The sequence below is a fragment of the [Chlorobium] sp. 445 genome (genome assembly GCA_002763895.1).
GTDB lineage: Bacteria > Bacteroidota > Chlorobiia > Chlorobiales > Thermochlorobacteraceae > Thermochlorobacter.
In genome coordinates, this window is sequence record NSLH01000010.1 from 1 (window position 1) to 24,616 (window position 24,616).

General features: G+C 47.3%; 22 protein-coding genes and 4 pseudogenes. 11 read left to right on the forward strand and 15 right to left on the reverse strand.

The window, feature by feature from the left end; translation table 11 throughout:
* The coding region (locus tag CMR00_05565; GenBank protein ID PIO48226.1) for a hypothetical protein at positions 1–291 on the forward strand (291 nt) is incomplete at its 5' end.
* An 18-nt stretch (positions 292–309) separates the two neighbouring features.
* On the opposite strand, the gene CMR00_05570 is transcribed toward CMR00_05565, so the two are convergent.
* The 6 genes from CMR00_05570 to CMR00_05595 form a co-directional block, all read right to left on the reverse strand.
* A complete protein-coding gene (locus CMR00_05570) occupies positions 310–753 on the reverse strand; it encodes a hypothetical protein (protein PIO48227.1) in 444 nt (147 codons plus the stop codon).
* Between the two features lie 54 nt (positions 754–807).
* Positions 808–1,485, reverse strand: a complete 678-nt coding sequence (locus CMR00_05575) for a hypothetical protein (protein PIO48228.1) — start codon at positions 1,483–1,485, stop codon at positions 808–810.
* An 89-nt stretch (positions 1,486–1,574) separates the two neighbouring features.
* Complete coding sequence (locus CMR00_05580; protein ID PIO48229.1) at positions 1,575–2,441, reverse strand: 5'-nucleotidase, lipoprotein e(P4) family; 867 nt, start codon at positions 2,439–2,441, stop codon at positions 1,575–1,577.
* Between the two features lie 17 nt (positions 2,442–2,458).
* Complete coding sequence (locus CMR00_05585) at positions 2,459–2,665, reverse strand: hypothetical protein (GenBank protein ID PIO48230.1); 207 nt, start codon at positions 2,663–2,665, stop codon at positions 2,459–2,461.
* Positions 2,662–3,222 carry a hypothetical protein gene (locus tag CMR00_05590; protein ID PIO48231.1) on the reverse strand — a complete coding sequence of 187 codons (561 nt, stop codon included), beginning with the start codon at positions 3,220–3,222 and terminating at the stop codon, positions 2,662–2,664. The genes CMR00_05585 and CMR00_05590 overlap by 4 nt, the downstream gene beginning before the upstream one ends.
* Positions 3,212–3,784: a hypothetical protein gene (locus CMR00_05595; GenBank protein PIO48232.1), complete on the reverse strand. Its 573-nt coding sequence runs from the start codon at positions 3,782–3,784 to the stop codon at positions 3,212–3,214. The genes CMR00_05590 and CMR00_05595 overlap by 11 nt, the downstream gene beginning before the upstream one ends.
* A gap of 201 nt (positions 3,785–3,985) precedes the next feature.
* Between CMR00_05595 and CMR00_05600 the strand changes: the two genes are divergently transcribed.
* From CMR00_05600 to CMR00_05620, 5 genes and pseudogenes are all read left to right on the forward strand, one after another.
* The gene (locus CMR00_05600) at positions 3,986–5,077 is read left to right on the forward strand and encodes a redox-regulated ATPase YchF (GenBank protein ID PIO48233.1); all 1,092 of its coding nucleotides are present in this window, start codon (positions 3,986–3,988) and stop codon (positions 5,075–5,077) included.
* 51 nt (positions 5,078–5,128) lie between these two features.
* Positions 5,129–6,369 (forward strand): annotated as a pseudogene (gene coaBC, locus CMR00_05605) (bifunctional phosphopantothenoylcysteine decarboxylase/phosphopantothenate--cysteine ligase CoaBC).
* Between the two features lie 162 nt (positions 6,370–6,531).
* Entirely contained in the window at positions 6,532–7,173 is a 642-nt protein-coding gene (locus CMR00_05610) for a uracil-DNA glycosylase (protein ID PIO48234.1), read from the forward strand.
* Between the two features lie 47 nt (positions 7,174–7,220).
* Entirely contained in the window at positions 7,221–8,801 is a 1,581-nt protein-coding gene (gene dnaB, locus CMR00_05615; GenBank protein ID PIO48235.1) for a replicative DNA helicase, read from the forward strand.
* Between the two features lie 34 nt (positions 8,802–8,835).
* Positions 8,836–9,597 carry a diacylglyceryl transferase gene (locus tag CMR00_05620; GenBank protein ID PIO48236.1) on the forward strand — a complete coding sequence of 254 codons (762 nt, stop codon included), beginning with the start codon at positions 8,836–8,838 and terminating at the stop codon, positions 9,595–9,597.
* A 77-nt stretch (positions 9,598–9,674) separates the two neighbouring features.
* Here CMR00_05620 and CMR00_05625 read toward each other — a convergent pair.
* The 5 genes and pseudogenes from CMR00_05625 to CMR00_05645 form a co-directional block, all read right to left on the reverse strand.
* A pseudogene (locus CMR00_05625) lies at positions 9,675–10,891 on the reverse strand (glycoside hydrolase family 3).
* Positions 10,843–12,189: a parvulin peptidyl-prolyl isomerase gene (locus CMR00_05630; GenBank protein PIO48237.1), complete on the reverse strand. Its 1,347-nt coding sequence runs from the start codon at positions 12,187–12,189 to the stop codon at positions 10,843–10,845. The pseudogene CMR00_05625 and the gene CMR00_05630 overlap by 49 nt, the downstream one beginning before the upstream one ends.
* A gap of 15 nt (positions 12,190–12,204) precedes the next feature.
* Positions 12,205–13,074 (reverse strand): hypothetical protein, encoded by an 870-nt coding sequence (locus CMR00_05635; protein ID PIO48238.1) that lies wholly within the window; start codon positions 13,072–13,074, stop codon positions 12,205–12,207.
* Positions 13,075–13,088: 14 nt separating this feature from the next.
* Positions 13,089–14,678: a hypothetical protein gene (locus tag CMR00_05640; GenBank protein PIO48239.1), complete on the reverse strand. Its 1,590-nt coding sequence runs from the start codon at positions 14,676–14,678 to the stop codon at positions 13,089–13,091.
* On the reverse strand, positions 14,678–15,337 hold the full coding sequence (locus tag CMR00_05645) for a hypothetical protein (protein PIO48240.1): 660 nt from the start codon (positions 15,335–15,337) through the stop codon (positions 14,678–14,680). The genes CMR00_05640 and CMR00_05645 overlap by 1 nt, the downstream gene beginning before the upstream one ends.
* Positions 15,338–15,541: 204 nt before the next feature.
* Here CMR00_05645 and CMR00_05650 point away from each other — a divergent pair, with 204 nt between their 5' ends.
* Complete coding sequence (locus CMR00_05650; GenBank protein ID PIO48241.1) at positions 15,542–16,561, forward strand: glycosyltransferase; 1,020 nt, start codon at positions 15,542–15,544, stop codon at positions 16,559–16,561.
* Complete coding sequence (locus CMR00_05655; GenBank protein PIO48242.1) at positions 16,551–17,036, forward strand: hypothetical protein; 486 nt, start codon at positions 16,551–16,553, stop codon at positions 17,034–17,036. The genes CMR00_05650 and CMR00_05655 overlap by 11 nt, the downstream gene beginning before the upstream one ends.
* 2 nt (positions 17,037–17,038) lie before the next feature.
* Here CMR00_05655 and CMR00_05660 read toward each other — a convergent pair whose 3' ends face one another.
* Entirely contained in the window at positions 17,039–18,217 is a 1,179-nt protein-coding gene (locus tag CMR00_05660) for a hypothetical protein (protein PIO48243.1), read from the reverse strand.
* Positions 18,218–18,233: 16 nt separating this feature from the next.
* A complete protein-coding gene (locus CMR00_05665; protein PIO48244.1) occupies positions 18,234–19,019 on the reverse strand; it encodes a hypothetical protein in 786 nt (261 codons plus the stop codon).
* Between the two features lie 7 nt (positions 19,020–19,026).
* Between CMR00_05665 and CMR00_05670 the strand changes: the two genes are divergently transcribed.
* Positions 19,027–19,806 (forward strand): hypothetical protein, encoded by a 780-nt coding sequence (locus tag CMR00_05670; GenBank protein PIO48245.1) that lies wholly within the window; start codon positions 19,027–19,029, stop codon positions 19,804–19,806.
* Between the two features lie 6 nt (positions 19,807–19,812).
* On the opposite strand, the gene CMR00_05675 is transcribed toward CMR00_05670, so the two are convergent.
* Positions 19,813–21,060: a hypothetical protein gene (locus CMR00_05675; GenBank protein PIO48246.1), complete on the reverse strand. Its 1,248-nt coding sequence runs from the start codon at positions 21,058–21,060 to the stop codon at positions 19,813–19,815.
* A gap of 78 nt (positions 21,061–21,138) precedes the next feature.
* Positions 21,139–22,258, reverse strand: a pseudogene (recA, locus tag CMR00_05680) (recombinase RecA).
* 410 nt (positions 22,259–22,668) lie between these two features.
* Between recA and CMR00_05685 the strand changes: the two are divergent.
* Together CMR00_05685 and CMR00_05690 are read left to right on the forward strand one after the other, a co-directional pair.
* Positions 22,669–24,242, forward strand: a pseudogene (locus tag CMR00_05685) (MFS transporter).
* 74 nt (positions 24,243–24,316) lie between these two features.
* Complete coding sequence (locus CMR00_05690; protein ID PIO48305.1) at positions 24,317–24,595, forward strand: FmdB family transcriptional regulator; 279 nt, start codon at positions 24,317–24,319, stop codon at positions 24,593–24,595.
* Positions 24,596–24,616: the final 21 nt, after the last annotated feature.

A 24,616-nucleotide genomic window follows, 5' to 3' on the forward strand; every position in this document is an offset into this window, starting at 1 on the left:
GACGCCTTCCTGCACGAAGAAGGCGGACGCCACCACGACCACATTCAAACCATTCTGGATTACATCGCCAATGAAGCCGAAGAAAAAAGCCTGCCTGATAGTCTGAAGCACAATTTAGACGCGGCAGTTCGAGCAAATATCTACCATGCCGTGCACTTGCTCGAGACGTCTGAGCCTGTCTTAAAGCCAAGAGTGGAGCGCAAGGAACTTCGCATCGTCGGGGCGTATTACGATATTGAAACTGGTCAAGTGTCGTTGCTGGATAGTTCTAACAGCATTGTGCTCAAATGATTCAATGCAGCGTCTTTGTCAATAGGTAAAGACTGTAGGCTGGTTTCGGATTTTTTCCATCATGACTTTTTCTTCTCCAATCTTTACATATGCAGGCAAACTTTCTTTCTTTATACCCAGTGCTTCCATGCAATGCGGGCATGCTACCACTTCCACACCTTTTTCTGCCACTTTATTGAGTGCTTGAACAATGCTTTGATTATTGAAAACTATTGTATCCGCACCAGGTTGCAGCAGTTTGACGCCACTGACATTGAGGAAAATTGTGGCTTTGATTCCGTTGTTATGTGCTTTTTCAGCTAAGTGGATACCCATCAATGAGCTATGCGGATTTACTGTGGCGTCACTGATGAGATTGATCATCAGGGTGCTCTGAGTCGGTTTATTTTCTTTCTTTTCAGAAGCTACGCACCCTATGAAGAAAATCCATGCGCCCACTAAAAAAAGAAGTTGCTTTTTCATTGTCTGAGTGATTTTGTGTTTCCAAAATCTTTCTATGGTTGCCCTGTGTTCTGCTTAATCATAGCACATATCCAATCGCAAGAGTACGCGCTTGCCGTTATGCGCTAAAATCGATGGCGAGCGGTGAATGATGCCCTTGCCTTTATTTTCTGGGAGATATTCGCCTTTGAGAATCGCAATATCAAATGGTCGCAGGCGATAGATGCGTGAAGCATCTTTGATAATATCGGCGTTTGTTCCTTTGACCAGTTTATCACGATTGACATTTTCATCAGGTGTCCATTCTGTCCCTTCGCCGTAGTAGGTGCAAAGCAGACGCAGGTGATAAAAATCGCGATGGAATTTTTCGCAGCTATTGTCTCGTACGATGGCTAAAAGAAACTTGATCTCATCGATGCCTACCACTGCTGCATAATCTTGTGTAGTGGTATCGACCTCTTCAATAAATTTTTGCCAGCCAACTTCATCTAAGGCACGATAATCTGCAAGCTGCGTCGATAAGAAGGCTTTGCACTTTTCGGCAGAGAGTGTGCGCTCAAGCTGCTGGAATCCCGTTTCGACCCATTTTTCTAAAAAACGATGGATATCGGTATCGGCGGAGCGATATAGGAGACCGAGGTTAATGTGCGCTTCATGAATGCCGTAGAGCTCTGCAAATGTATTAGCTCTCAATACATGCGCCGGTAGCGTGTCAGGATAGTGTGGTAACACTTGATTCTCGCTTATCATCATCGTTTAGCATTTTGAGTTAAGTTGACAAACTTGGTTGCTAAGGAAGTATGAGTTTGCTGCTAACCATGCACTGATGACACTGCCAAAGGTTAATACGATAACACTGCATTCAGTCGTTTTTTTATGCGCACAGAGTCAGGTAGTTTGTCGTAGCCAACAATTGCATTTTCCCAGTCGCCGTATATTGGGTTTGGCAACACGATAAAACGCTTGCCGAACTCTGATTTGAGGCGCTCGACTTCATCGTTTCGTTCGGATTCGGACTTACGCTCGAAGACTTCAGAGAAGTCGTTGAGGTTATCGCCGCAAAGCAGCACAATGTCAAACTTTTGAGCGACAAGTTGCCGCCGTGCTTCTTTACCTGGCACATCTTGTCGCATCAAGAGGTGTGCACTATCTGCATACGGGAAGCCTGCTGATCTAAAATTGCGCAAAGTAGCCTCACGTAGATTTTCACCACGGTTGGTGATGTAGAAGACTTCCACATTTTTCGACTTTGCATAATTCAAGAATTCTGCTGCACCGGGCACAGGCTTTGCCAGCGCCAAGGAGCACCACTCATCCCAATATGCAGGGTGCGTAGTATCATTCTTGATGAGCTTACCTTGATGCAGCGAGTTATCCAGCACAGTTTCATCTACATCAACTACAATTGCCTTGGGCTTGGATTTTGGTGCAGCTTTCGCTTTAAGAATTTCATCCAAGCGCAGTTTTGCTAGTGAATAGGCTTGATAACACAGTGCCATGGCTTCGCCGGAGTGTTGCATCCAGAGCGTTGCCAAAATTGCATGCGTCATTAAGCTCGATGTCTTTTCGGCGGGTTGCACCACCTTGCGCAGTGGAATTGTCGCTCGGGGCACGGGTTCACTTGGGGCTTGTTCTCGTGCATAGTTGAAGACAAAGAGGAATACCCCAATGCCCAAAAGCAATAAGACACCAAAGGTAAGTTTATTCATTGCTTAAAAAGTTAGGGTTAGACTTCACCCAGTGCGCGCTCAAACCAGTTGATAACATTGTTCAGATGTGCTTTGCCATAGAGACGCGTGAATTGTATTGTGTGCTCATCACGTTCATCACGCAACGCTCGCAAACGCTGCTCTATATACTCTCGCGTCAGTTTGATACCGCAGTCTACTGTGATGCAGCGTTTCCATTCTTGGTAAGAGTTTGGCAAGATCATTTTTCCTCGCTTGATGTTTTATAGATGATTTCGTTTCGCTTGATGCCGTGTTCATACTCTTCGACTTTCAACACTCTGCCGCGCTTATCCCAAAATGTCCAGTTCCCGATTGCTGTGTCGTTTTGATAATGCGATTCTTGACAGAGCACAGAGTCTTCATGCCAATAAAGCCACTTGCCGTGCTTTTTGCCGTTGGTGTAAGTCTCGGAGCGGCATGGTGAGCCGTTTTCGTGGAAGAATGTCCAAACCGACAGCAAATCGTTGTGCTCTTGTCGGAACTCACCTTCGCAGAGTTTTTTGCCGCTCATGTCCCAGTACACCCACTTGCCTATGGGCAAGCCGCGTTCATCATAGTGCTCAACGCTTTGCAATTGCCCGTTGGCAAACCAGGTCGAACATGCTCCCACTTTCACTAATCGTCCGTCCTCTAACCGCCTTGCTGTAAAGACAGCTTTCGGCTGTCCATTTAGGTAGATCAATCGATTCTCGCCTTCTATCACGCATGCTGATAGCAGCAGTGGCAGGCATGCCAAAAGCCAAATTTGTTTAGTCTTCATCATGATGTTGATGTGGCTTTTGCTTTAAGCAGTACTTCTTTGCTGCTCCGACAGCAATGCCGAACGGACAGAGGTAATGGCAAGCACCGCGTTTGCCGAACAGCATCACTGAAAATCCAATCAGCGTCAGAATAATGAAGTGCCCTGCTTGAACAAAGAAATTATCATTGCCTTGCAAAGGGAAATGAATCGGCAGTTCACCTTCAGCAAACATTGTATCTGTAAAAAGCCACACCAGTGGCGTCCAAATGACGAGCACGAAGAGCACGAGATATTGAGAAATTTTGGGGTTAAACGAGACGCGCTTTTTGGCAAGCGGCTCGAGCCAATCTTGCACGCCACCGAGCCAACAGAAATTCGCACATACCCAGCGTCCGCTTCGTGACGCCCAAATAATGACTGCTGCCCAAAACGCTAAGCCGAACAGTGCCCACCAGATGTTTGGAATCGTAAACTTGATGATGAAAATATGCACAATGACTGTCGCCAGTTGCAATCGGAACCGCTGACGCAAGGCTTTGTTCGGTTTCAGCGCGCTCAGCACGGTCGCCTTGCTGTTCATAGTCTTCAATCTTCTCCTTTCTCTTTTTTGCAAATCATTTGCATTTAAAGATACACGAATCCGACCTTCAAAAACAAGGTTTTTTTCTTGACTGACTGCAGGGCATCTCGAGCCTCTTCGGGCAAAATACTCGCACACATGCGCGAGATTTTGTAACTTGCGTGCCTTTTTATCGAGTAACTTACTTCCAACAAGCAAACGATGTCGCTTCGAGCAGGAATTTTAGGGCTTCCAAATGTTGGCAAGTCCACGCTGTTTAACGCTATTACGGCGCAGCAAGTCGATGCGCAGAATTATCCATTTTGCACAATTGAGCCGAATGTCGGCACTGTTGCTGTGCCTGACAAGCGATTGCAAGACCTTGCTAAGATTGTACGGACGAGCAAGATTGTCTCTGCTACGCTGGAAATTGTAGATATTGCAGGACTTGTGCGTGGGGCTTCAAAAGGTGAGGGCTTAGGCAATAAGTTTCTTTCGCATATTCGTGAAGTTGATGCGCTTATTCATGTAGTTCGCTGCTTTGATGATCCGAACATCGTTCATGTCGATGGCTCTGTCAATCCCGTGCGCGATATTGAAACCATTGAAACTGAACTCATTCTTGCCGATTTGGAATCGCTGGAAAAACGCCTGCCCAAGCTCGAAAAGGAAGCAAAGAAAGACGCTAAACTTGAAGTGCAACTAAATTTGATGAAAAAGGTTGTAGCGGTTTTGAGCGATGGCAAACCTGCACGACTTGCTGCAGAGAGCACAGAGGAAAAATCGCTGCTCAAGTCCTTCTTTTTGCTTACTTCAAAGCCTGTGCTGTATGTTGCTAATGTGAATGAAACCGACGTGCTCACAGGTAATGCTTACACAAAGCAAGTCGAGGGTATTGCTGCTAAAGAAGATGCTAAGGTGATTGTTGTTTGTGCGAAACTCGAGTCAGAAATTGCCCTGCTCTCTGACGAAGAAAAGCCAGAGTTTTTAGCATCGCTGGGTCTTGAGATGTCAGGCTTAGACAAAATTATTCGAGCCACATACGACCTTTTGGGTTTGCAGACTTATTTCACAGCGGGCGAAAAAGAAGTGCATGCATGGACTATTCGCAAAGGGGCTAAGGCGCCCGAAGCGGCTGGCGTTATTCACTCCGATTTTGAGAAGGGTTTCATTCGCGCTGAAGTCATGAAGTATGACGATCTTGTGCGTCTTGGTTCCGAGCAAAAGGTCAGAGAAGCAGGCAAACTTGCAATTGAAGGCAAGGACTACATCGTTCAAGATGGCGACATTATGTTTTTCCGCTTCAATGTGTAGAATTCATTTTCAGGTTGAACTGTGACGAGCGATAAGACAACTTCACCTTCGTTGAACGGTTCGTTGAACGGCAAGCGTATTTTGCTAGGTATCTCGGGTGGCATTGCTGCTTACAAGATACCGCTGCTGGTGCGTTTGCTCAAAAAGTCGGGTGCGGATGTGCAAGTTGTGCTCACGCCAAGTGCGAAAGCGTTTGTCACACCGACGGTGCTTGAAGTGCTTTCACACCGCAAGGTGCTCTGTGAAATTTTCCCGAAAAACGATGCGAAGGGTGATTGGACAGCGCATATTCACTTAGGTGAGTGGGCAGATGCATTGGTGGTGGCGCCTGCTACGGCGAACACATTAGCGAAATTTGCAAACGGGTTTAGCGACGATATGCTCAGCGTGCTTTTTCTTGCGCTCCGTGCCGACAAGCCGCGCCTGATTTTTCCTTCAATGGATGGTGAGATGTTTGATGCTCCTGCTGTGCGACGCAATCTTGATCGGTTGCGCACGGATGGGTGCATCATCATTGAACCTGACTATGGGGAACTTGCGTCGGGATTAGTTGGCAAAGGGCGCTTGCCAGAACCTGAGACGATTTTTACGCATATCACTCGGGCTTTAGCGGAGTCGGAGACACCTTGGCTTAAAGGCAAGTGTGTGGTCGTTACGGCGGGGGCTACACGTGAGCGCATTGATCCTGTTCGATTTATTTCCAATTTCTCGACCGGTAAGATGGGCTTTGCCTTGGCAGAGGCTGCGGCTGCTTGGGGTGCAGAAACAATTTTGATTACGGGCAAAACGTACCTTCCTACGCCACCGGCTGTGAAACGCTTTGATGTAGAAAGTGCTGAAGAGATGTTTCAGGCTTGCAAACTGTATTTTGAGCGATGCGATGTCTTTATTGCGGCGGCGGCTGTTGCTGACTATCGCCCCGAGTACGCTGCAGTGCAAAAGTTGAAGAAGGGAAGCGACAGTTTTACACTCACGCTGGTTAAAAATCCCGATATCCTTTTGGAATTTGGCAAACAAAAGCGCCCGCATCAAGTTGCTATTGGCTTTGCCTTAGAGACCGACCATGCAATTGAGCATGCGCAGGAAAAACTTGTGCGAAAAAATTTGGATTGGATTGCGCTGAACTGTGCCAATGAACCCGGTTCAGGCTTTGAAGTGGAGACTAATCGCCTTACGCTTTTTCTTGCACAGGTAAAGTGCATAAGCTGCCGCTGATGTCCAAGCGTGATGCGGCAAGAGCCATGCTTAAACTTACACTCTCGCATTTTGATTTGAGTAGCAAAAAAAATTAAAAATCAAGTTTTTTCTTCGCGTAAGATTCCTTAACATCATATAGTCTTTCGCTACGCTTGCAACCTTGCTTGCAACTGCGTGCAACCCGCAACTGAGGTAGTTTCACAACATTACATATCCTTGAAAAGGAGGTTCAACATCTACCCTTCAGAGTATCGTCTATGAGTCAAGAAGATTTGTTTGGTAACCTTATTACCACAAGCACAGCGCAACCTGCTGATGAATTGCAGCGATACAAGACGCTTACAGAACTTTATACTGCCACAAAAGATTGTCAGAAATGCCGACTTAGTGCCACACGAAAGCATTATGTCTTCGGTGAAGGCAATGAACATGCCAAAGTGATGCTTATTGGTGAAGCCCCCGGCGCCGATGAAGATGAAACAGGTAGGCCGTTCGTTGGTCGTTCAGGAGAGTTACTTAATAAGATTCTTGCGGCTATCAAGTTTACAAGAGAAGAAGTCTATATTGCTAACATCATCAAGTCACGTCCGCCCAACAATCGCAGCCCTGAGCCGGATGAAATCCAAGCCTGTTTGCCCTATCTCATTCGGCAAATCGAGCTAATTCGACCAAAGATTATTTTAGCCTTAGGCAAGGTGGCTGCCAATACGCTGCTGGGTAATTCGCAAGCCATGAACACGATGCGCGGCAAGGTGCACACTTGGCGCAACATCGATGTCATTGTAACCTATCATCCTGCAGCACTGTTGCGCAATCCAAATTGGAAACGACTTTGTTGGGAAGATGTTCAGCTGCTGCGGCGTCTTTACGATGAAAAGTATGCTGAACCAACACGGTAAGGCATCAAACCACACGATTTGTAAAATTCTTAAATCAGCGGAAAGAAATGTCAGGAGGAGGATTCATCGACCGTAGCCAAGAAACCAGCGGCACCTATCCGTTGGAAAAATTGCTCAAATCACGCAAACCGTTTAAAGAAGGCGTTGATTTTGCAAAAGAAGGACGCATGCCGCCGAGCGCAGTTGATGTCGAGCAAGAAGTCTTGGGGTGCATTTTGCTTGACGGTCCTTCTATTGAAGAAGTTATCAAAATCTTCGGCTCTGATGCTGAAAAAGTCTTCTATGAGCCGAAGCACAGCATCATTTTCAAAGCAATGTGTCGGCTCTATAACCGACGCGATCCGATCGATATTGTCTCGGTCTCTGATGAACTCAAACGCCACGAAGAGCTCGATAAGGTTGGTGGATACTACGCTATTGCGCAGCTCTCAAACAAAGTTGCCACAGCGGCTAATGTCAGCTACTACGCCAAACTGGTTAAAGAAAAGTATCTTTATCGGCGTCTGATTGCACTTTCTACGAACATTATTTCGGCTGCCTATGATCAATCGCTTGAAGTCTTTGACCTCATCGAGCAGGCAGCACAAGAGATTTTCAGAATTTCACAGACTGGCATCAAGAAAGATGCGCTGCTCATTAAAGATCTCTTGAAGCAAGCCACCAAAGTCATTGAAGAATTGCAAGCGCGCAAGAGTGCAGTTACTGGCGTGCCTTCTGGCTTTGCGGATTTGGATAGGCTCACTGCGGGATTTCAAAAGTCGGACATGATTATCATTGCAGCGCGCCCTTCGACTGGGAAAACTGCCCTTGCTCTTTCTTTTGCCCGTCACGCGGCTGTTGAAGCTCGAGTACCCGTGCTCTTTTTCAGTCTTGAAATGGCAGAATTACAACTGGCGCAGCGTATGCTCTGTGCCGAAGCTATGGTGGACTCTAACCTTGTTAGAACGGGACGTATCTCTTCACAAGATATGGTCAATATCATGGCGAGAATGGATAAACTTGCCCAAGCTCCAATTTTTATTGACGATACGCCTGGCATCTCTATCATTGAACTTAGTGCCAAAGCTCGGCGCATGAAGCAAGAGCATAATATCGGAATGGTGATTATTGACTACTTGCAGCTTATTACGCCTGTCAAAGATGGCAAGTCGAATCGTGAGCAAGAAATTGCGCAAATTTCACGCTCACTTAAAAGTTTGGCTAAAGAACTTAACATTCCCATTGTGTCTCTTGCGCAGCTTAACCGCTCGATTGAACAGCGTGGGGCTGACCGCAAGCCTCAACTTTCTGACCTGCGCGAATCTGGCTCAATTGAACAAGATGCCGATGTCGTAATCTTCCTGTCTCGTCCTGAACTCTATGGCGTGCAAAATTTTCCAGACGGACTTTCCACCAAAGACATTATTGTTGTTGATATTGGCAAGCAGCGCAATGGTCCGATTGGTGAAGTGCGTCTGAAATTTCTCAAACAGTTTGGCAAGTTTGAATCACTCTCCAGTGTCTATACCGCAGCAGATTTTTCCGTTCATGATGAACTGCACTCTCAGCAAGCGGCTGAAAGACTGGAGCGCGATGCTCTGCCACCTAAACCGCCAGAGACGCTTAACCCTGACGATGCACCGTTCTAAAGGCTTGAGATGCATAACACAAAACGATTGGTCAATGTCTTTCCCTGTTTGGATAGAAATTTTTGGGCTTAAACTTCATCCACATCTTATCTTTGAAGCGCTGGCGTACTCGCTTGGCTTTCAAACTTATTTGCAACTGCGCAAACGCTGGTCCTTGCCTCTTAAGCTCTCGCTCGAGCAAAATTTGCAACTTCTCGCTGGCTGTCTCTTTGGCGCATGGACTGGCTCAAAACTGCTTGAACTTCTCAATGCCCCACAATTCTATTGGGCGAACCGCCAAAATCTTGCTTTGTTAATTTCAGGTAAAACCATCGTCGGCGGGTTCTTAGGGGGCTGGGCAGGCGTAGAACTTGTCAAAAAATCGCTGGGAATTTCTGTTGCAACCGGCGACCTTTACGTCTTTCCCATCTTGATTGGTATCGTTATCGGTCGCATCGGCTGCTTTCTGACGGGACTTGAAGATGGCACATGCGGTCTTGACACTACCTTACCCTTCGGCATAGACTTCGGCGATGGCATCACACGACACCCGACACAACTCTACGAAATTGCCTTTGCACTTGCCCTTGGTGCATTTTTTCTCTGGCATATTCAGAAACCTTACCCCAATGGCTGGCGCTTTCGTGTCTTGATGTGCAGTTACTTTTCCTTTCGCTTCATTATCGAATTTCTTAAGCCACGTCCTGAAACATATCTTGGGCTTAATGCCATTCAAGTCGCCTCGTTGGCAGGCGCTCTTTATTCCGCCTTTTTGCTTCTGAAACTCAAAGCCAGTACCTTGCCGAACCCTGTTTGAGGCAATACTGAATAATCAACGGTTATAGCAACTGCACACAAGGTGAATCCTTGGATTAGTCTGACGCAGGCGTCATCTTATTTTTTTGCGTCACGGCTCACTCGTTTTTTAAGTGCAAGAATACGCTGATATGACGCCTCAATGCGTTCCGGGGAAATTTCACCAGTAGCCACAAGGTTTTTGATAATCGCCACTGCTTTTTCTGCGATCTGTTCATCGTAGTCCAGATTGTTGCCGAATGTGAGCATATCGACACCTGCTTGCAGGGCAAGTTTAATCGCTTCTTCAAGTCCGTAATGGGCTGCAATAGCTTTCATCTGCATGTCATCGGAGACAATCACACCTTGAAACTTCAAGCTATCACGCAAGAGCGTTGTCAGGACGCGCTTAGAGAGTGTTGCTGGCAGTGTATCCCATTCTGCATTGTAGATGTGCGCTGTCATCACCATATCGGTTGCCTGCTCAGCAATTAAGGTTTGAAAGGGAAGCAGTTCGACGCTTTGCCAGTGTTTGTCACATCGACAAGCCCCAGATGCGAATCTGCAGCGCTGCTGCCATGTCCGGGGAAATGCTTGATTGCGGTCAGGATTTTTGCCTTACGATGCTCTGCAAGGACAGCACGAGCATGCGCTATTACGACAGCAGGGTCACTTGAAAAACTGCGCTCTTTGCCGCCGATAATTGGATTTTGCGGATTGAGATTGACATCCACGCACGGTGCGAAGTTAAGGTTGATGCCCAGCGCTGCCAGTTGCATTGCAGTCTTGCGTGCATATTTGCGTGTAGAATCCAGTCGATTGAGCATGCCAAGATAGGCTTGTGAGACCGTCGGCTTGAAGCCATACTTTTCTTTGAGTCGAGCGACTTTTCCGCCTTCTTGATCAATGGCAATCAGAAGTGGCAACGCTGTATGCTTGCGCGACATGTCTTGCAAGGCACGGCAGAGTGCACGCACTTGCTTTGGCGACTCTATATTTCGCCCGAAAGATTTAGAGGGCACGTCGTAATCAAACAAAATCACAGCGCCGAGATATCGCTCTCTGATGTCGCGCACAATTGCGCTGGTGTCGGACAGACTTAAACCACGAAAGCCGACCAGCAGCATTTGCCCAATTTTAAAATCAAGGCTATCGGGTAAGGACGGCCTAGAAGTTTGTGCAGAAAGTACAGCCAGCGGGAGTGATGCAAGCACAAGGACAGCAGCCAGACGTCGACCTATTGTGCCAAGCAAGTGCGCAATTGCTCTTAGAGTTTGATTTTCCAATAGACTTCTTTGCGAAGTTGATTTAGCCATTCTTCGTAAAGTTCAGCTTGACGCTTTTGCAGTGCGAAGTTTTTGATGCGTGTATAATCGCTTGTGAGATTCATCTTGTGTGGCTCCGACTTGAACTTCAGCAGCACAATGTGATAGGCATAGTCGTCAGTTCCAACGATGTTAATGCGTCGTGGCTCGGAGATTTCGCCGGGTTTAAGTGTCTCGACAACTTCTCTAAATGAGGCATCAATGGCTTCCAACGGAATGCGATTGCTACCAGTTTGCGGCGAAATGATATCGCCACCTTGCGATGCAGTGCGTTCGTCTTCAGAATGTAGTCGTGCTGCTAAGCCGAAACTTAGCTCGCCCGAGAGAATCTGTGAGCGGATCTCATTCAAGCGCTCGATAGCGGCTTTATCATCGCGCTTGGATTGGTCGAAGCGCAAAAGAATATGCCGTGTGTGAATGGATTCGCCTCGTCGGTCAAGCAACTGAATGATGTGAAAGCCAAATTCCGTTTCCACAATTTTCGAGATTTGCCCTTCACGCAGCGCAAATGCCACTTCCTCAAAGCGTTTGACAAACTCGCCACGCTTGACATACCCTAAATCGCCGCCACTTCTTGCAGAGCCGGGGTCTTCAGAGTATTTCTTTGCCAGTTCAGCGAAGTCTGCGCCTGCGCGTAGCTCGGCTTCAATTTGCTTCATCTTTTCAAGTGCAGACAGACGCGCCAAGCTATCTGCTTTTGGGCGAATGAGAATGTGCGCAAGTTCTACTTCTGCAGGAACGTTCGGCAAAGAATCTTTGTAAGCTTCATAGAATTTGAGCACATCATCATTCGAGATTGTTACGCTCGCAAATTTCTTTCGTTGCAATTCAGCCACCATCTGTTGCGCCTTCAATTCTTCACGCAAATCAGCGCGCAATTGTGAAATTGACTTGCCGAAATACTTCACGACTTCTTCTTCTGAACCCAGACGCTGACGAATGTAGGACATACGCTCTGTAACCAGCGCATCCAGTTGGCTCGTATTGACTTGAATACTGTCGAGTTTGGCTTTGGCAACCAAAATTTTTTGATCGATCGTCAATTGCAGCATTTTGGTCCAAAGACCGGGGGTGCGCGGGTCTATCTGATTTTGATAGGCATACAGCGCAACTTGTGAATCAATATCTGATTTCAAGATCACTTCATCACCGACAACCGCTACAACACCATCGAGCAACTGTGCCTTGAGAGTGCTGTGCAGCAGGAGCACAAGCAAGAGCCCACTGCTGAACCCTGATAGCCAAAGGTTCAGACGTCGTCCATGCCGAGATTTCGAGAAGTTCCACATATCGCAATCACATAGTTATTTTACTGACTCAAGCGCTTTTTTCGAAGAGCCTACAAGATAACGAAAAAACGATTTTTGCTTTTGCTGCCGCAAAATTTCTTCAATGCCAGCATAGGCTTGTTCAAAAGTCATGGTTGCACCTTTATCGAGCTTTTCATCCAAGCGCATCACGACGAAAAGTGAATCTCCAACTTTGATGATGGGCGTTATATCTTTCGGGCGCATTCGCTCTAAGAATTGAGATAGCGTGTAAGACTCTAACTGCAAGGCTTGCAGCGGACGTGCTTCTTTTGAGAGTTGAAACGCCATGCTGTTGGTTTGAGCCAGCGCCGGTGAAAGCGATTGAGCAAGCAACAACAGCTCGTCGTCCGATGCACCCGCTACCAGTTTTTGACGAATTGCAAGAATTGCATCTTGCGATGAGGCATAAAGACGCAGCAATCGGTAGTGTGGTTCGCGAAACTGAAACAGCCCAGCGTTGACAGTGTAAAACGCTTGTGCTTCCGATGAATCTACACGCAATTTACCTGCCTGAATTTCTTCTTGGAGTTTGCGCTCAAAGTACCGCGTCGCTATAATTTTGCGGCGCGATTTATCAATGAGCAGTTGTGTGAGCGTGTCCCTGTCCATGCCTTCCTGCACAGCTTTTTCGTAGAGCGCAGTGGTTGCTAGCCAATCTTCAAGATACATCATCGCTTGCGTAACACTGTCTTCGAGGTTTTGGTACGAGAGCGATCGTCGAAGTTCCTCTCGCGTTAGCACACTTTTGCCGAGTCTTGCTACAGGGGGCTCATTTGGCGCGTTAGAGCAGCCACTTAGGAGTGCTGCAGCGATCACTATCGCTACTGTGAAGCCAAGAGGCGTGAAACCTGAAAGTGTTCCCAAAGTCGCATGAAAAATTATTTGGTCATTGCTGTTTGGGCTGCCTGATTTGATTGAAAGGCAGATTTAAGTACTTCTTCAAAAATTTGAATCCTGCTCTTTGCACGCAGCCCTTTTATCCACTCTTCCTCGAGTTGACGGTTTTTCTCATCCTGATAGCGCGAATAAATTTCCGTCAGAGATTCCTCAAACGTCTTATTGCGCGCTGGCTCTCGCTTGTCGAGACGAATTAGATAGTAACGATCTTCATAGGTAATTGGTGCGCTGATGCTGCCAATTTCATTTTCGAAGACAATGTCAGCAAGCAAACTCTCTCCGCGTTGAAAGAGCCCCACAAATGCACCTGTTTCTGGGTCATATTTTTCGCTGTAGCGCTTTGCAAGTTCATCAAATGATCGTGGTTTTGTATCAACTTTGAGTGCTGCCAGTTGCTTGAGCAGAGAGTCTTTCTTGCTTGCGTAGTCTTTTGTGTTGCGTTTGAGTGCTGCAAGCTGCTTACGCAGAGCAAGTTTTGCGCGCCTGACGCTGTCAGCAGAAACCACATCAAGGGTACGGCGCTGCTCGACAAGTTCTTCACGCAAGTTGTCAATCAGCGCTTTATCGGAGACGACAATCTGCGAAATCCCAACACGATCGCTAAACTTGAGCTCGTCTTTATGGGCTTCAAAATAAGCACGTGCCATAGAATCTGTTACAGCAGATTTACTCCACACCGTGCGTTCAGAGACCGTGAAGAGCAGAATGCCATCCTTGTAGTTGCGCATGAGCTTGGCAAATTCAGGGTAACGCGTCTCTAGCTGTGCAGTTTCGTAGTCAATAAGTTCACGCTGCGCATAGCTGTCACGGTAAGCGATCAGATCTTTCTCGGTCAGTTTGCGACCGCTTGCGAAGTTTCGCAAATAACCAAGTAGACTATCGAGTGTGTAGCGCTTTTGAGCAAAAGTAAAGCAGAGCGAGTCTTTGAGCGCACCGAGTGATGTTGTCTCAAACTTGGCATAACCTTCCGCTGTTGTATCGATTTTGGCGTAGAGCAAAGCAACTGCAGTTGGGTTCTCTCGGTAGTTGTAGAGTTTTTTTAGTCGCGCCGTGAGTTTGCTTGTCTCTGCATTGATTTTCTCTGGATTGCGCCGCAGCATTGCCTTCAATTCCTCACGCTCTTCGTCGAGTGTAGCAGTCTTTTTGCGGTCAAGCAATTTAATGATGTGGTAGCCGAAGGATGTACGCACGATGGGCGACAAATCGCCTATGTTTTTGAGTGCAAAAGCAGCTTCTTCGAATGGCTTGACAGTTCTGCCCAGTGAAAAGAACCCCAAATCACCACCATGCTCTGCCGAGCCGGGGTCATCGGAATACAAACGTGCCAGTTCAGCAAAATCTCGTCCCTGCTTGAGCGAGTCGTAGATGGCTTGAATCTTCTCGTATGCCTTGAGTGTATCTTCTGGCAAGTTAGAATTTAACTGCACGAGAATGTGTGCAGCTCGAATGTCCGGTGTGCGTGGTCGCTTATCCCACACTTTGACAATATGGTAGCCAAAGCGTGTGCGAAAGGGACCATTCAGGCTACCGACCGGCGTTGCATAAACTGCATCTTCAAATTGATGCACCATCACGCCGCCTGTGAAATAGCCAAGCGTCCGCCATTTTGTACCACACTGGGGTCTTCAGAGTATTGACGCGCAACGCTATCGAAGGGTGCGCCGCGCTGCAAGGCTGAAAGTGCTTCTTGAATCTTTTTGTAGGCTTTCTCTGTATCGGCTGGGGCAGCATCTTGTGCGACGAAAACTAAAATGTGCGAGGCATCAATTTCGTACTGACGCTTCTCGTAGAGGTCTTTGATGGCATTTTCGTAAAGTTCTTTTTCAACAAGGTAGGGCTGTGCAAGCTGATTGCGATACTGACGCAGTTCGCTGAGCACTTCGGCGTCGTTATCGAATCCTTTATCTATTGCGTCTTTAACTTTGAGCTTGAAGTCGATGTAACGCTCTAGAAACTCGCGGTAAGCCGAAAGGGAATCTTGGCGAGCTTCTTCTGCTGAGCGGCGCGTTTCAAGGTAGCGTTCTTCAAATTCAGCCAGGGTGATAAGGCTTTGCCAATTGCCCTGCTCAATACGCGCCACGACCGCCTCACGGTCTGTGTTGCTACGATTTGCAGTATTGCTTGCACTGCATGCTGCAAGACACAGCAGCACACCAATGATCAGAAACGTGAAAAGAGCAGTGTTGTCAGAACGAAATTGCAAATTCGTCATAGCGTTTTGTGAATGCATGCGCCGTGTGTTGCCTTTGTTCTAAACGGCGCGTAGAAAAAAGGCGGCGCAAGTGTAGCAAAAAATCCGCGCTTTTGCAACAATCACTTTCCATCATCAACTTTGCACCTTAAGCATAGATGACATTCTGATGGATATATCGGCGCACAAGAACTTTCTAAAAAGTGTTAGATTGCGTTCTGTAAAACTTTCTTTTGTTTTCAAATGCTTAACATTCAATCTCAGATTGAAGCACATCGTTCAGTCGATGCAGATACGACATATCGCTACGATATTTCTATCGTCATTCCACTCTTCAATGAAGCAGAGTCGCTGCCTGAACTTGCTGCGCAAATCACGGATGCCATCTCCAAAAATGAACTCGGGGCACTCTTTGGGCATCGTCCGTCATTTGAAATTCTCTTTATCAACGATGGCTCAAACGATGGCTCAGACAAAGTTATCAAGCGTCTTATCGCAGGGCATCCTGAAATCAAACTTATTTCGTTTCGGCGCAACTATGGCAAATCAGCAGGGTTAGATGCGGGCTTCAAAGCTGCACAGGGCAAGTATGTCATCACAATGGATGCTGACTTGCAAGATAATCCTTATGAAATTGAGCCCCTAATTCGCAAACTCGAAGAAGGCTATGACCTTGTCAGCGGCTGGAAGAAAAAACGCTATGATCCAATCACAAAGACTGTGCCTTCAAAACTCTTCAATGCTGTTACGCGCATACTCTCAGGCGTGCCTTTGCATGACTTCAACTGCGGGTTGAAAGCCTATCGCCATGAAGTGGTCAAATCCTTGCAAATCTATGGCGAAATGCATCGCTACATTCCTGTGCTTGCCAAGTGGAATGGCTTTCGCGTAGGCGAACTTGTGGTGCAACATCGCGCACGCAAGTATGGTCATTCAAAATTTGGAATCAGCCGCTTCTTCAACGGCTTTTTGGATTTGCTTACCGTGCTCTTCATCACCAAGTACATGAAACGCCCGATGCACTTTTTCGGCATGCTGGGTATTGTAGCGTTCTTCATCGGCTTTGCAATTAGCTTCTATCTTGCCTTCGAGAAAATCATGTTTGATGCTTCCATGAGCAATCGCCCACTGCTGCTGTTAGGTGTGATGCTTATTATTTTAGGCGTCCAACTCTTTGGCATCGGTCTACTTGGAGAGATGATCACCAAAACCTACCTGCAAGCTGAACCTTATCTTATCAAAGAAAAAGTCAATGTGGACTAAGCGCTTGCGAGTGCTACTATGCGCGGCGTTGCTCACTTGTGGTTGTGTTGCGCCGCTCACAGAGAGTGTCTCGCCTGAGGTGGAGAATTTCACCGAGACCGATGCTGTGGGGAACATTCTGCGCATTGACCCTGACGACTGGCGCATTCAAGAACGGTTCCGAAACGAAGTGCGTGTCAGACCGGCTTTTCCCAATCCGACGCCTAACGGCATTGTTTCGCTCATTGTGGAATACAACACGACCGTGCCACTGGGTCGTGTCGATGTGCTTGCCACCAACACAGCTGGCAACCCTGTTTTTATTGCGCGTTGGAGTGTTAATTCCTCTTTTGGTACAGAGTTTTATCGGCTCAATCTTGCACCGATTGCTGCAAGTGGAAACCTTAGCGACTTGCGTGGTCGGCTCTTTCGCCTTCGCTTGCTTGATCCATTTGGTAACTTGATTACCTACGGCGATATCAAATTTGCTGAGTGAGCTTAGATCATGAGCTCAGCAATGTATGCAGGCACAGGCGCATTCAAGTGCCGACGAAAATTATGCTCACAGAGTTCTATGATTTTCTTTGCAGCTGCAGGTCGACGCAAGTCAAGATAGGTTTTGATTAAAATCGTGTAGGCAGGTTCATAGAGCTCATCGGCTTGCAGCATTTTCTGAGCCAGTTCAATCACATCATGCAGTCGTGCTTCAGCTTGGGCTTGGTCGACTAAAAATTGCAAGGCGCTCAGATAAAAGTCTTTGAGCATCTGTCGCTTGTAGCTCGACCAGTTATGCGCTATATCGTTTTTGAGAAATTCATCATGGTAGAGTTCAGTAGCGGCAAGATACTTCTGTGCCGAGCGCGTGCGTTGTGCTTCGCGAATCAGTGCTTCAAAGGCTTCAACATCGTAGTAGTAATCCACATTGAGTTCGCCCAAGTTTAGTTCATATCCTGATTTGTGTGTCAGCACGTATCTCGAATCGCGTCCGTTTTTCAAATTCGGCTCTAGCATACGGCGAATTGCAGACACTGCGGTGAAAATCATCACTTCGGCACTGCGCGTTGAGATTCCCTCGCATACTTGCTCAATCAAGTTATCCAGCGACACAATTCGCTTGTGATGAATGAGCAGCAACTTGAACACGGCAGCGGTTTTGAAGTTGTGCCAATCGTTTTCAGTTACTATGCTCTGTCCTACAGTGACGACTAAACTACCAAATGCTTGCACTTTGATCTTGATACGGTTCGCTGCAGGTTCAGCTGGTTCAGAAATCCGCACCGATGTTGCTTGTGCTGCTTTTTTCTGTTCAAGTCTTCGTTCTGCATTTTCCAACACTGGCAAAAGGGTCTCAAGCGAGAGTGGTTTAGGCACAAAGTCGGAGATGCCGCTGCGCAAGGCTTCAATAACGAGTGCCATATCACCTTCACCCGTGATAAAAATTATCTCAGCGTCAGGTCGAATGTGACGCAAAGCTTTTAGCACGGAAAAACCGCCCAGGTCGGGCAAATGAATATCAAGCAGTGTGATGTCAGGCTGCACACGGTTGAAAAGGGAAATGGCTTCCGCACCGCACTGGGCAAGATAAACACGGTATCCCACAAGAGATAAACTCGTTGCTGCTGCTTCACGCACAAAGTCGCTATCATCAACAAGTAAAATTGTCGGTTTCGTCTGCATCTGTAGCCTTCTTTACTTATTCTGAAAAATATGGAAACTTGATAGAGATTGTGGTACGAAACCGGGAAGTATTCAGCGAAAAAGAAATTGCCGCTCCTAAGTGCTGAGCAAGTGAACGCATCAGCTCTGCATAGGTTTTGTCTATTGGCGCAGGTGGTATTGCATGGCGACTGCGACTTTTCGTACACTCGCAGCGCAGTTCAATTGTCTTTTTGCGCTGCAGTGTTTTGAAGAGAATTTCGGGTTGTACTCTGTCCGCATCATCAGCGTTAGCATTTTTTTCCACACCATTGAGTGCACTGAAAATCATTGTAAAAATCAGAAGATTGAGCTGTGAGACTTTCACCTGCAAAATGGGATTTGGGGCGTTCAGCATGGTTTTCACAATGCACTGTTTCGCACTCAGTCTTGAGTGTAGCAGTTGCAGGGTGTGTTTAATTGTTTCATTGAGATTGAGAGTTTGCGGCACTACATTGTTTTGTATAAGGCTGCGCAGGTATTCTAAAATTTCGTGGTGGCGTTTTGCGCCATTTCGAATCTGCTCTGCAATTCTCCTAAGGTCATTGAGAAGAGAGTCGGGTTTGTGTTCAGCTAGCAGGGTCAACGCTTCAGCCGCAAAGTTCATCATGGTCAGCGGCTGATTGAGCTCGTGAATTGCGCCGTTTATTGCTTCCGACAGAAGCGTCAGTTTCACATCTTGCTGCATGCTAAATGTGCGGCTAGTTGTCGGCCTGTCGACAAAGTATAAAAATACATAAGAAGTTTTCGTAATTTTTTTGAAGTATTCAACCATAATATCCATACGCTTGATGTCACACTCAATTGTTAGTACGCTTGCTTCTCACTCAACTGCGCAGCAAGAGTTGCGTTTGAGCATTTCTGGCATGCGCTGTGAGGGTTGTGTGGAGCATATCCGACAGGCACTAAGAAGTTTGGAAGGAGTTGTGGATGTTACCGTCTCGCTCTCGCCGCCAGTTGCTATGGTGAAAACACAGCGTCCTTTGCCGCTCACAGAAATCAATCAAGCGCTGGCGAAGGTTGGCAGTTACCACGCCTCTGAGTGCGCTGCTGACGAGCTTGCTGTTCCTATGTTTCATCTTGCGCTGCCCACGCTGAATGTGCCAGCGGCACCTCGTGCGAGTGCTCCTGAATTTTGGCAGGATAACATCACATGGAAGCGTGCCTCGCTCAACACACTGAATTGCCTCATCGGCTGCTCGATTGGTGATTTCGGATTTATTATCTACGCACAAGCTACAGCACTGGCCTGGTCGATGTGGCTGATTATGGGCATAGCCATGCTTTGTGGACTTAGCACATCAGTGATGATGGAGACACTTCTGCTGAAGTGGCGGGAAAAATTTAGCTGGCGCGCTGCACTGCACACTGCACTCTCAATGAGTTTCCTCTCCATGCTGGCAATGGAGCTTGCAGAGAATGTTACTGACTACTTGCTCACAGGCGGTACGGCTATGCCCCACGAACCGTTTTTCTGGTTTGCACTTTCGGTCTCTTTGCTTGCAGGGTTTCTTGTGCCGTTGCCTTACAATTATTTCAAGTTACGCAAGTACAATAAAGCTTGCCACTAAGGTGCACTATGAATAGCGTAGCCATTTGAACAGCTCACCCAGCGCGGGCTTCTTGCCATACATCAAAACCCCCATGCGGTAGATTTTCGCCGATGCCCAGAGCACAGCATAGAATGTAATTACCATAAGGGTGAGACTAAGTGCAATTTGCCAGAATGGAACGTCGGTTACACTCATGCGTGCAATCATTAAAACTGGGGCAAAAAATGGCACGAGTGAAAGCCCTATGGCAAGCGGCGACTCAGGCTTTGAGATTGCAATTTGAACAAATAAAATTGCAATGACGGCCAGCGCGGTAATAGGGAATTGCAGCGACTGTGCATCTTGTGCAGTCTCAAATGCTGAGCCTGTAGCTGCATACAGTGTTGCGTAAATCAAGTAGCCCAAGAGGAAATACAGCACAAAATAAAACAGCAAAGACGTCGGTAGTTCTAAACTGGTCTTTGGAATCATACTGCCACCGAGGCTTTGCAACGATAGTCCTGATAGCAAAAGTGCAGCAATTACCCACACTGCATATTGCGTCAGCGCTACCAACCCGACGCCAATAATTTTACCCATCATCAATTCAACTGGTTTTACTGATGAAATCAGCACTTCCATCACTCTACTGGATTTTTCCTCAATCACAGCGGCGGAAATCATGCTACCGTAGCCTAACAGTGTACTGTAGATCAGCAATGCCATCACATAGCTAATGATAAAACTGCCTACGCCTGAGTCGTTTGATGTTTTTCCACCGCTTAGTTTTTGAGTCTGAAATGAGATTGGTCTTTCAAAGGCTTGGATTTCTGCTTGACTAAAACCGCGCTCAGCAAGCAGTTGCTGACGCACAGCGGTGCGTACACCATTTTCCAACTTACGCAACACATCAAAATCTGTGGTGTTTTTGCTCGTGTAGGTTGCAAGAATTTGCCCTGCTGAATCGTAGCGCAACACCAAATACCCACTGAGTTTGCCCAAATCTGTCTCTTTGATGAGTATTTCGCGCTCACTTTCATCTGCAAAGTCTGCAAAGACGATTTGCAGCGGCGCTTGCTTTTCAAAAACTGCTTGCAGATTCGCCTTGAATTTTTGTGTTTTATCAATGATGGCTACGCGCAAGTCAGATTTGTTCGTCAAAAGTTGCATCAGTATCGGCACGACAATAAAACTTGCCATCAAGATTGGAATGAGCACGGTAGAGACAATGAAGCCCGTACTTTTGACGCGCTCAAGATATTCTTTGCGGATTACAATCGCTACTTTATGCATTTATTGCCGCATGATGTTACAGAACACCTCCTTAGGCACAGCGATACCCTCGAATACCACTCATCAACAGCGCCTGCTCTATTCTGCAACTTCCGCTTCGGTGAGCCTACTGTCCGCTTCTTCTTCGGCTGTGGGCGGCACGCTAAAATCGAGCCGGTCACTGTTCAGTCCCTCGCGCACTTGAGCGAAGATTTTCTCATAAAGTGCTTTGTTCGTCTTGAGTGTATCTCGCACGGCTTCTCTGCCTTGACCAATTTTTTCACCTTCATAACTAAACCATGCGCCTGACTTTTTAATGATGCCCATTTCTACCGCTAGGTCAATGAGTTCGCCCGTCTTAGAGATACCTTCACCGTAAATGATATCAAACTCAACTTCTTTGAAGGGGGGTGCAACTTTGTTTTTTGCTACCTTGACTTTGGTGCGGTTGCCAATGATATCTGTCCCTTCTTTAATTGCGCCAATGCGTCGGACATCAAGGCGTACAGAAGCATAGAATTTCAGGGCGCGTCCACCAGTTGTGGTTGTCGGTTCACCATAGCTCATTGTACCGATTTTTTTCGCGCAGCTGGTTAATGAAAATCGCAATGCAGCTTGAGCGAGAGATTGCTCCTGTCAGCTTACGCAAGGCTTGCGACATCAAGCGCGCTTGCAAGCCAACTTGCGCATCACCCATTTCACCTTCAAGTTCGGCTTGTGGCACCAGTGCCGCAACCGAGTCTACGACGACAATATCAACCGCACCGCTACGCACTAATGTCTCCACAATGGTTAAAGCTTGCTCACCAGATTCGGGTTGGCTAAAGAGCAGCGCTTTGACATCGACACCAATGCGCTTTGCGTAGCCGGGGTCAAAGGCATGCTCTGCATCGACAAAGGCGGCAATTCCACCTTCTTTCTGACACTCAGCAATAGCGTGCAAGGCAATTGTGGTTTTACCAGACGATTCAGGACCAAAAATTTCAATGATTCTGCCTTTGGGTAAACCACCGACACCCAGTGCAAAATCCAGTGCGATAGAGCCTGTGGAAATTGCAGGAATTTGCATGTTGGCATCATCGCCCAGTGTCATAATTGTGCCTTTGCCGAATTGCTTCTCGAGCGCCTCTACAGCAAGGTCAAGTTGTTTACGCTTCTCCGCACTAATTTTGTCAAATGCTTTTTCTGCGGCTTTATCGGTAGCTTTTTCCTTTGGCATAGCTTTGATAGGTTTAGTAGTTAGACAAATTGCTCCGTGCATCTTCGTTTTGCATCGCGCTCATGCGCAGAGAGCCATACTAAAATGATTTCAGGCATGGTGATCTGAATCATTCTGAACATAGCGTACCTGCACACTTACTTGTGGCTGCGCTTGTCCTCACTCTGCAGTAGGCTGCATTACCTTCACCTCAGTCATCGTCGTATTGCTCGGTTTGAAGTTATGAAAGTTCTAAAAAACTCAAACGCGAAAATCTAACGCAAACTCTTCAACGTCTTTATTTCTCGCATCTGTAAGGCATACGCTGAAGCGTGAACGCTACATATCACTTTTTGAAGGGCACAAAAATTCCTTTACTTTGTGTTAATTCATTCAACAAAACTTCTGTGCAACAAAACAACGCTTTTGCAATGCCATCACCTGACACTGCATCTCTTCAAACCACTTCTGTTTCTGCTAGCAACGATACAGCGTTTTTCGGGCATCCGCGCGGACTTTCGACCTTATTTTTTACTGAAATGTGGGAGCGTTTCAGTTACTACGGCATGCGCGCTCTGCTTATTCTCTTCATGACTGCGCCTGTTACGGCTGGTGGCCTTGGCTTTGAAGCACGCGACGCTGGCGTCATCTACGCTACCTATACCGCTTTTGTCTACTTACTCTCTCTGCCCGGCGGATGGATTGCGGATAAGTTCTTGGGGCTGCGTCGCTCTGTCTTTATCGGCGGTGTCGTCATCATGCTTGGCCACATTTCGCTGGCGCTGCCCGGCATCACCACCTTTTATCTTGGATTAGTCCTTGTGGTGCTTGGCACAGGGTTGCTCAAGCCTAACATCAGCGCGCTGGTTGGACAGCTCTACTCACCAGACGATGCGCGTCGCGATGCTGGTTTTTCAATTTACTACATGGGCATCAACTTGGGCGCTTTCATTGCGCCGCTCGTCTGTGGCACACTTGCGCAAGCCGAGTGGTTTCAAAGGGGTCTTGACCAGTATGGGCGTGGATCCCACAGGAAGTTGGCACTGGGGCTTTGGTGCGGCTGCAGTGGGCATGTTTCTTGGACTGGTGCAGTTCATGCTAACCGGAAATTTTTTAGGCAACGCTGGTGCGCCGCCTGCCCCAAACCCTGATGCCGAAGCTGCTCAAAAAACCAAGCGGCAATTGATTCTCGGAATTAGCCTTGTTGTCGGTCTTATTGTGCTCTTTGTGCTACTGCATGTCACTGATGCCGTTCGCATCAATGCCGATAACATCAGTTTCATCATTGGCATTGCATACGTCATTGTAACGCTTGGATACTTTGCCGCACTCTTTGCACAAGAGTGGACACCTGTGGAACGCAACCGCTTGATTGTTGTTGTTGTGCTATTTGTTTGCGCTGCGGTCTTTTTGGTCTGCGTTTGAACAAGCAGGCTCGAGCCTGAACCTTTTTGCCGATAGATTTACCCGTAATTCACTCTTTGGTGTGGCTTTCCCATCGTCGTATTTTCAATCGCTGAACTCGCTCTTTGTTATTACGCTTGCGCCTGTCTTTGCTTGGCTATGGGTGTGGCTTGCAAAGCGCAATTTAGAGCCTTCAAGTCCTGTCAAGTTTGCTATTGGATTGCTGGGCGTAGGCTTAGGTTTCGTGATTCTTGTACCGCCTGCGCTTACACTTGCTGGCGCACCTGAGGGCTTTCGCGTTAGCCCCATGTGGCTTGTCATGGTCTATCTGATTCATACCATCGCAGAACTGTGTCTGAGTCCTGTTGGACTTTCCACAGTAACGAAACTTGCGCCTGAGCGTGTAGTCGGACAGATGATGGGCGTGTGGTTCTTAGGCGCATCAGTAGGCAACTTTGCTGGCGGACAAATCGCAAGTCTCTTTGAGACTTTTCCCTTGCCCTTGCTTTTCCTTTCTGTGTTTGCAACTGCGGGTGCGGCATCGCTGGTGCTCTTTTTGCTGATTAAGCCAATTTCCAACCTTATGGGCGGCGTAAAGTAACTTTGCGCTGGGAACTTTTTCAGCGGGCTTTGTGGTTTGCTTTGCCCGAAGAAAAAACGGAGGAGGGAATCACCATGCCAATTTATGACTATCGCTGCCTTTCATGCGGCTATGAAACTGAAATTCAGCAACGCATTACAGAGCCGGCTCTAACAGTCTGCCCGAATTGCGGACAAGAAACCTTTCAGCGCGTCATCAGTGCCGCTGGTGGGTTTGTGCTCAAAGGCACAGGCTTCTACAACACCGACTACAAAAACAACGGTAGTGCCAAATCTGCGGCTAACGGCAAAAGCCAGAGCAGTGAAAAGAGCGGTGCAGAAAAGAGCAGTGTACCTGCGTCTACTGCCACCTGAGTCTCAACGCGCATTCCCCCA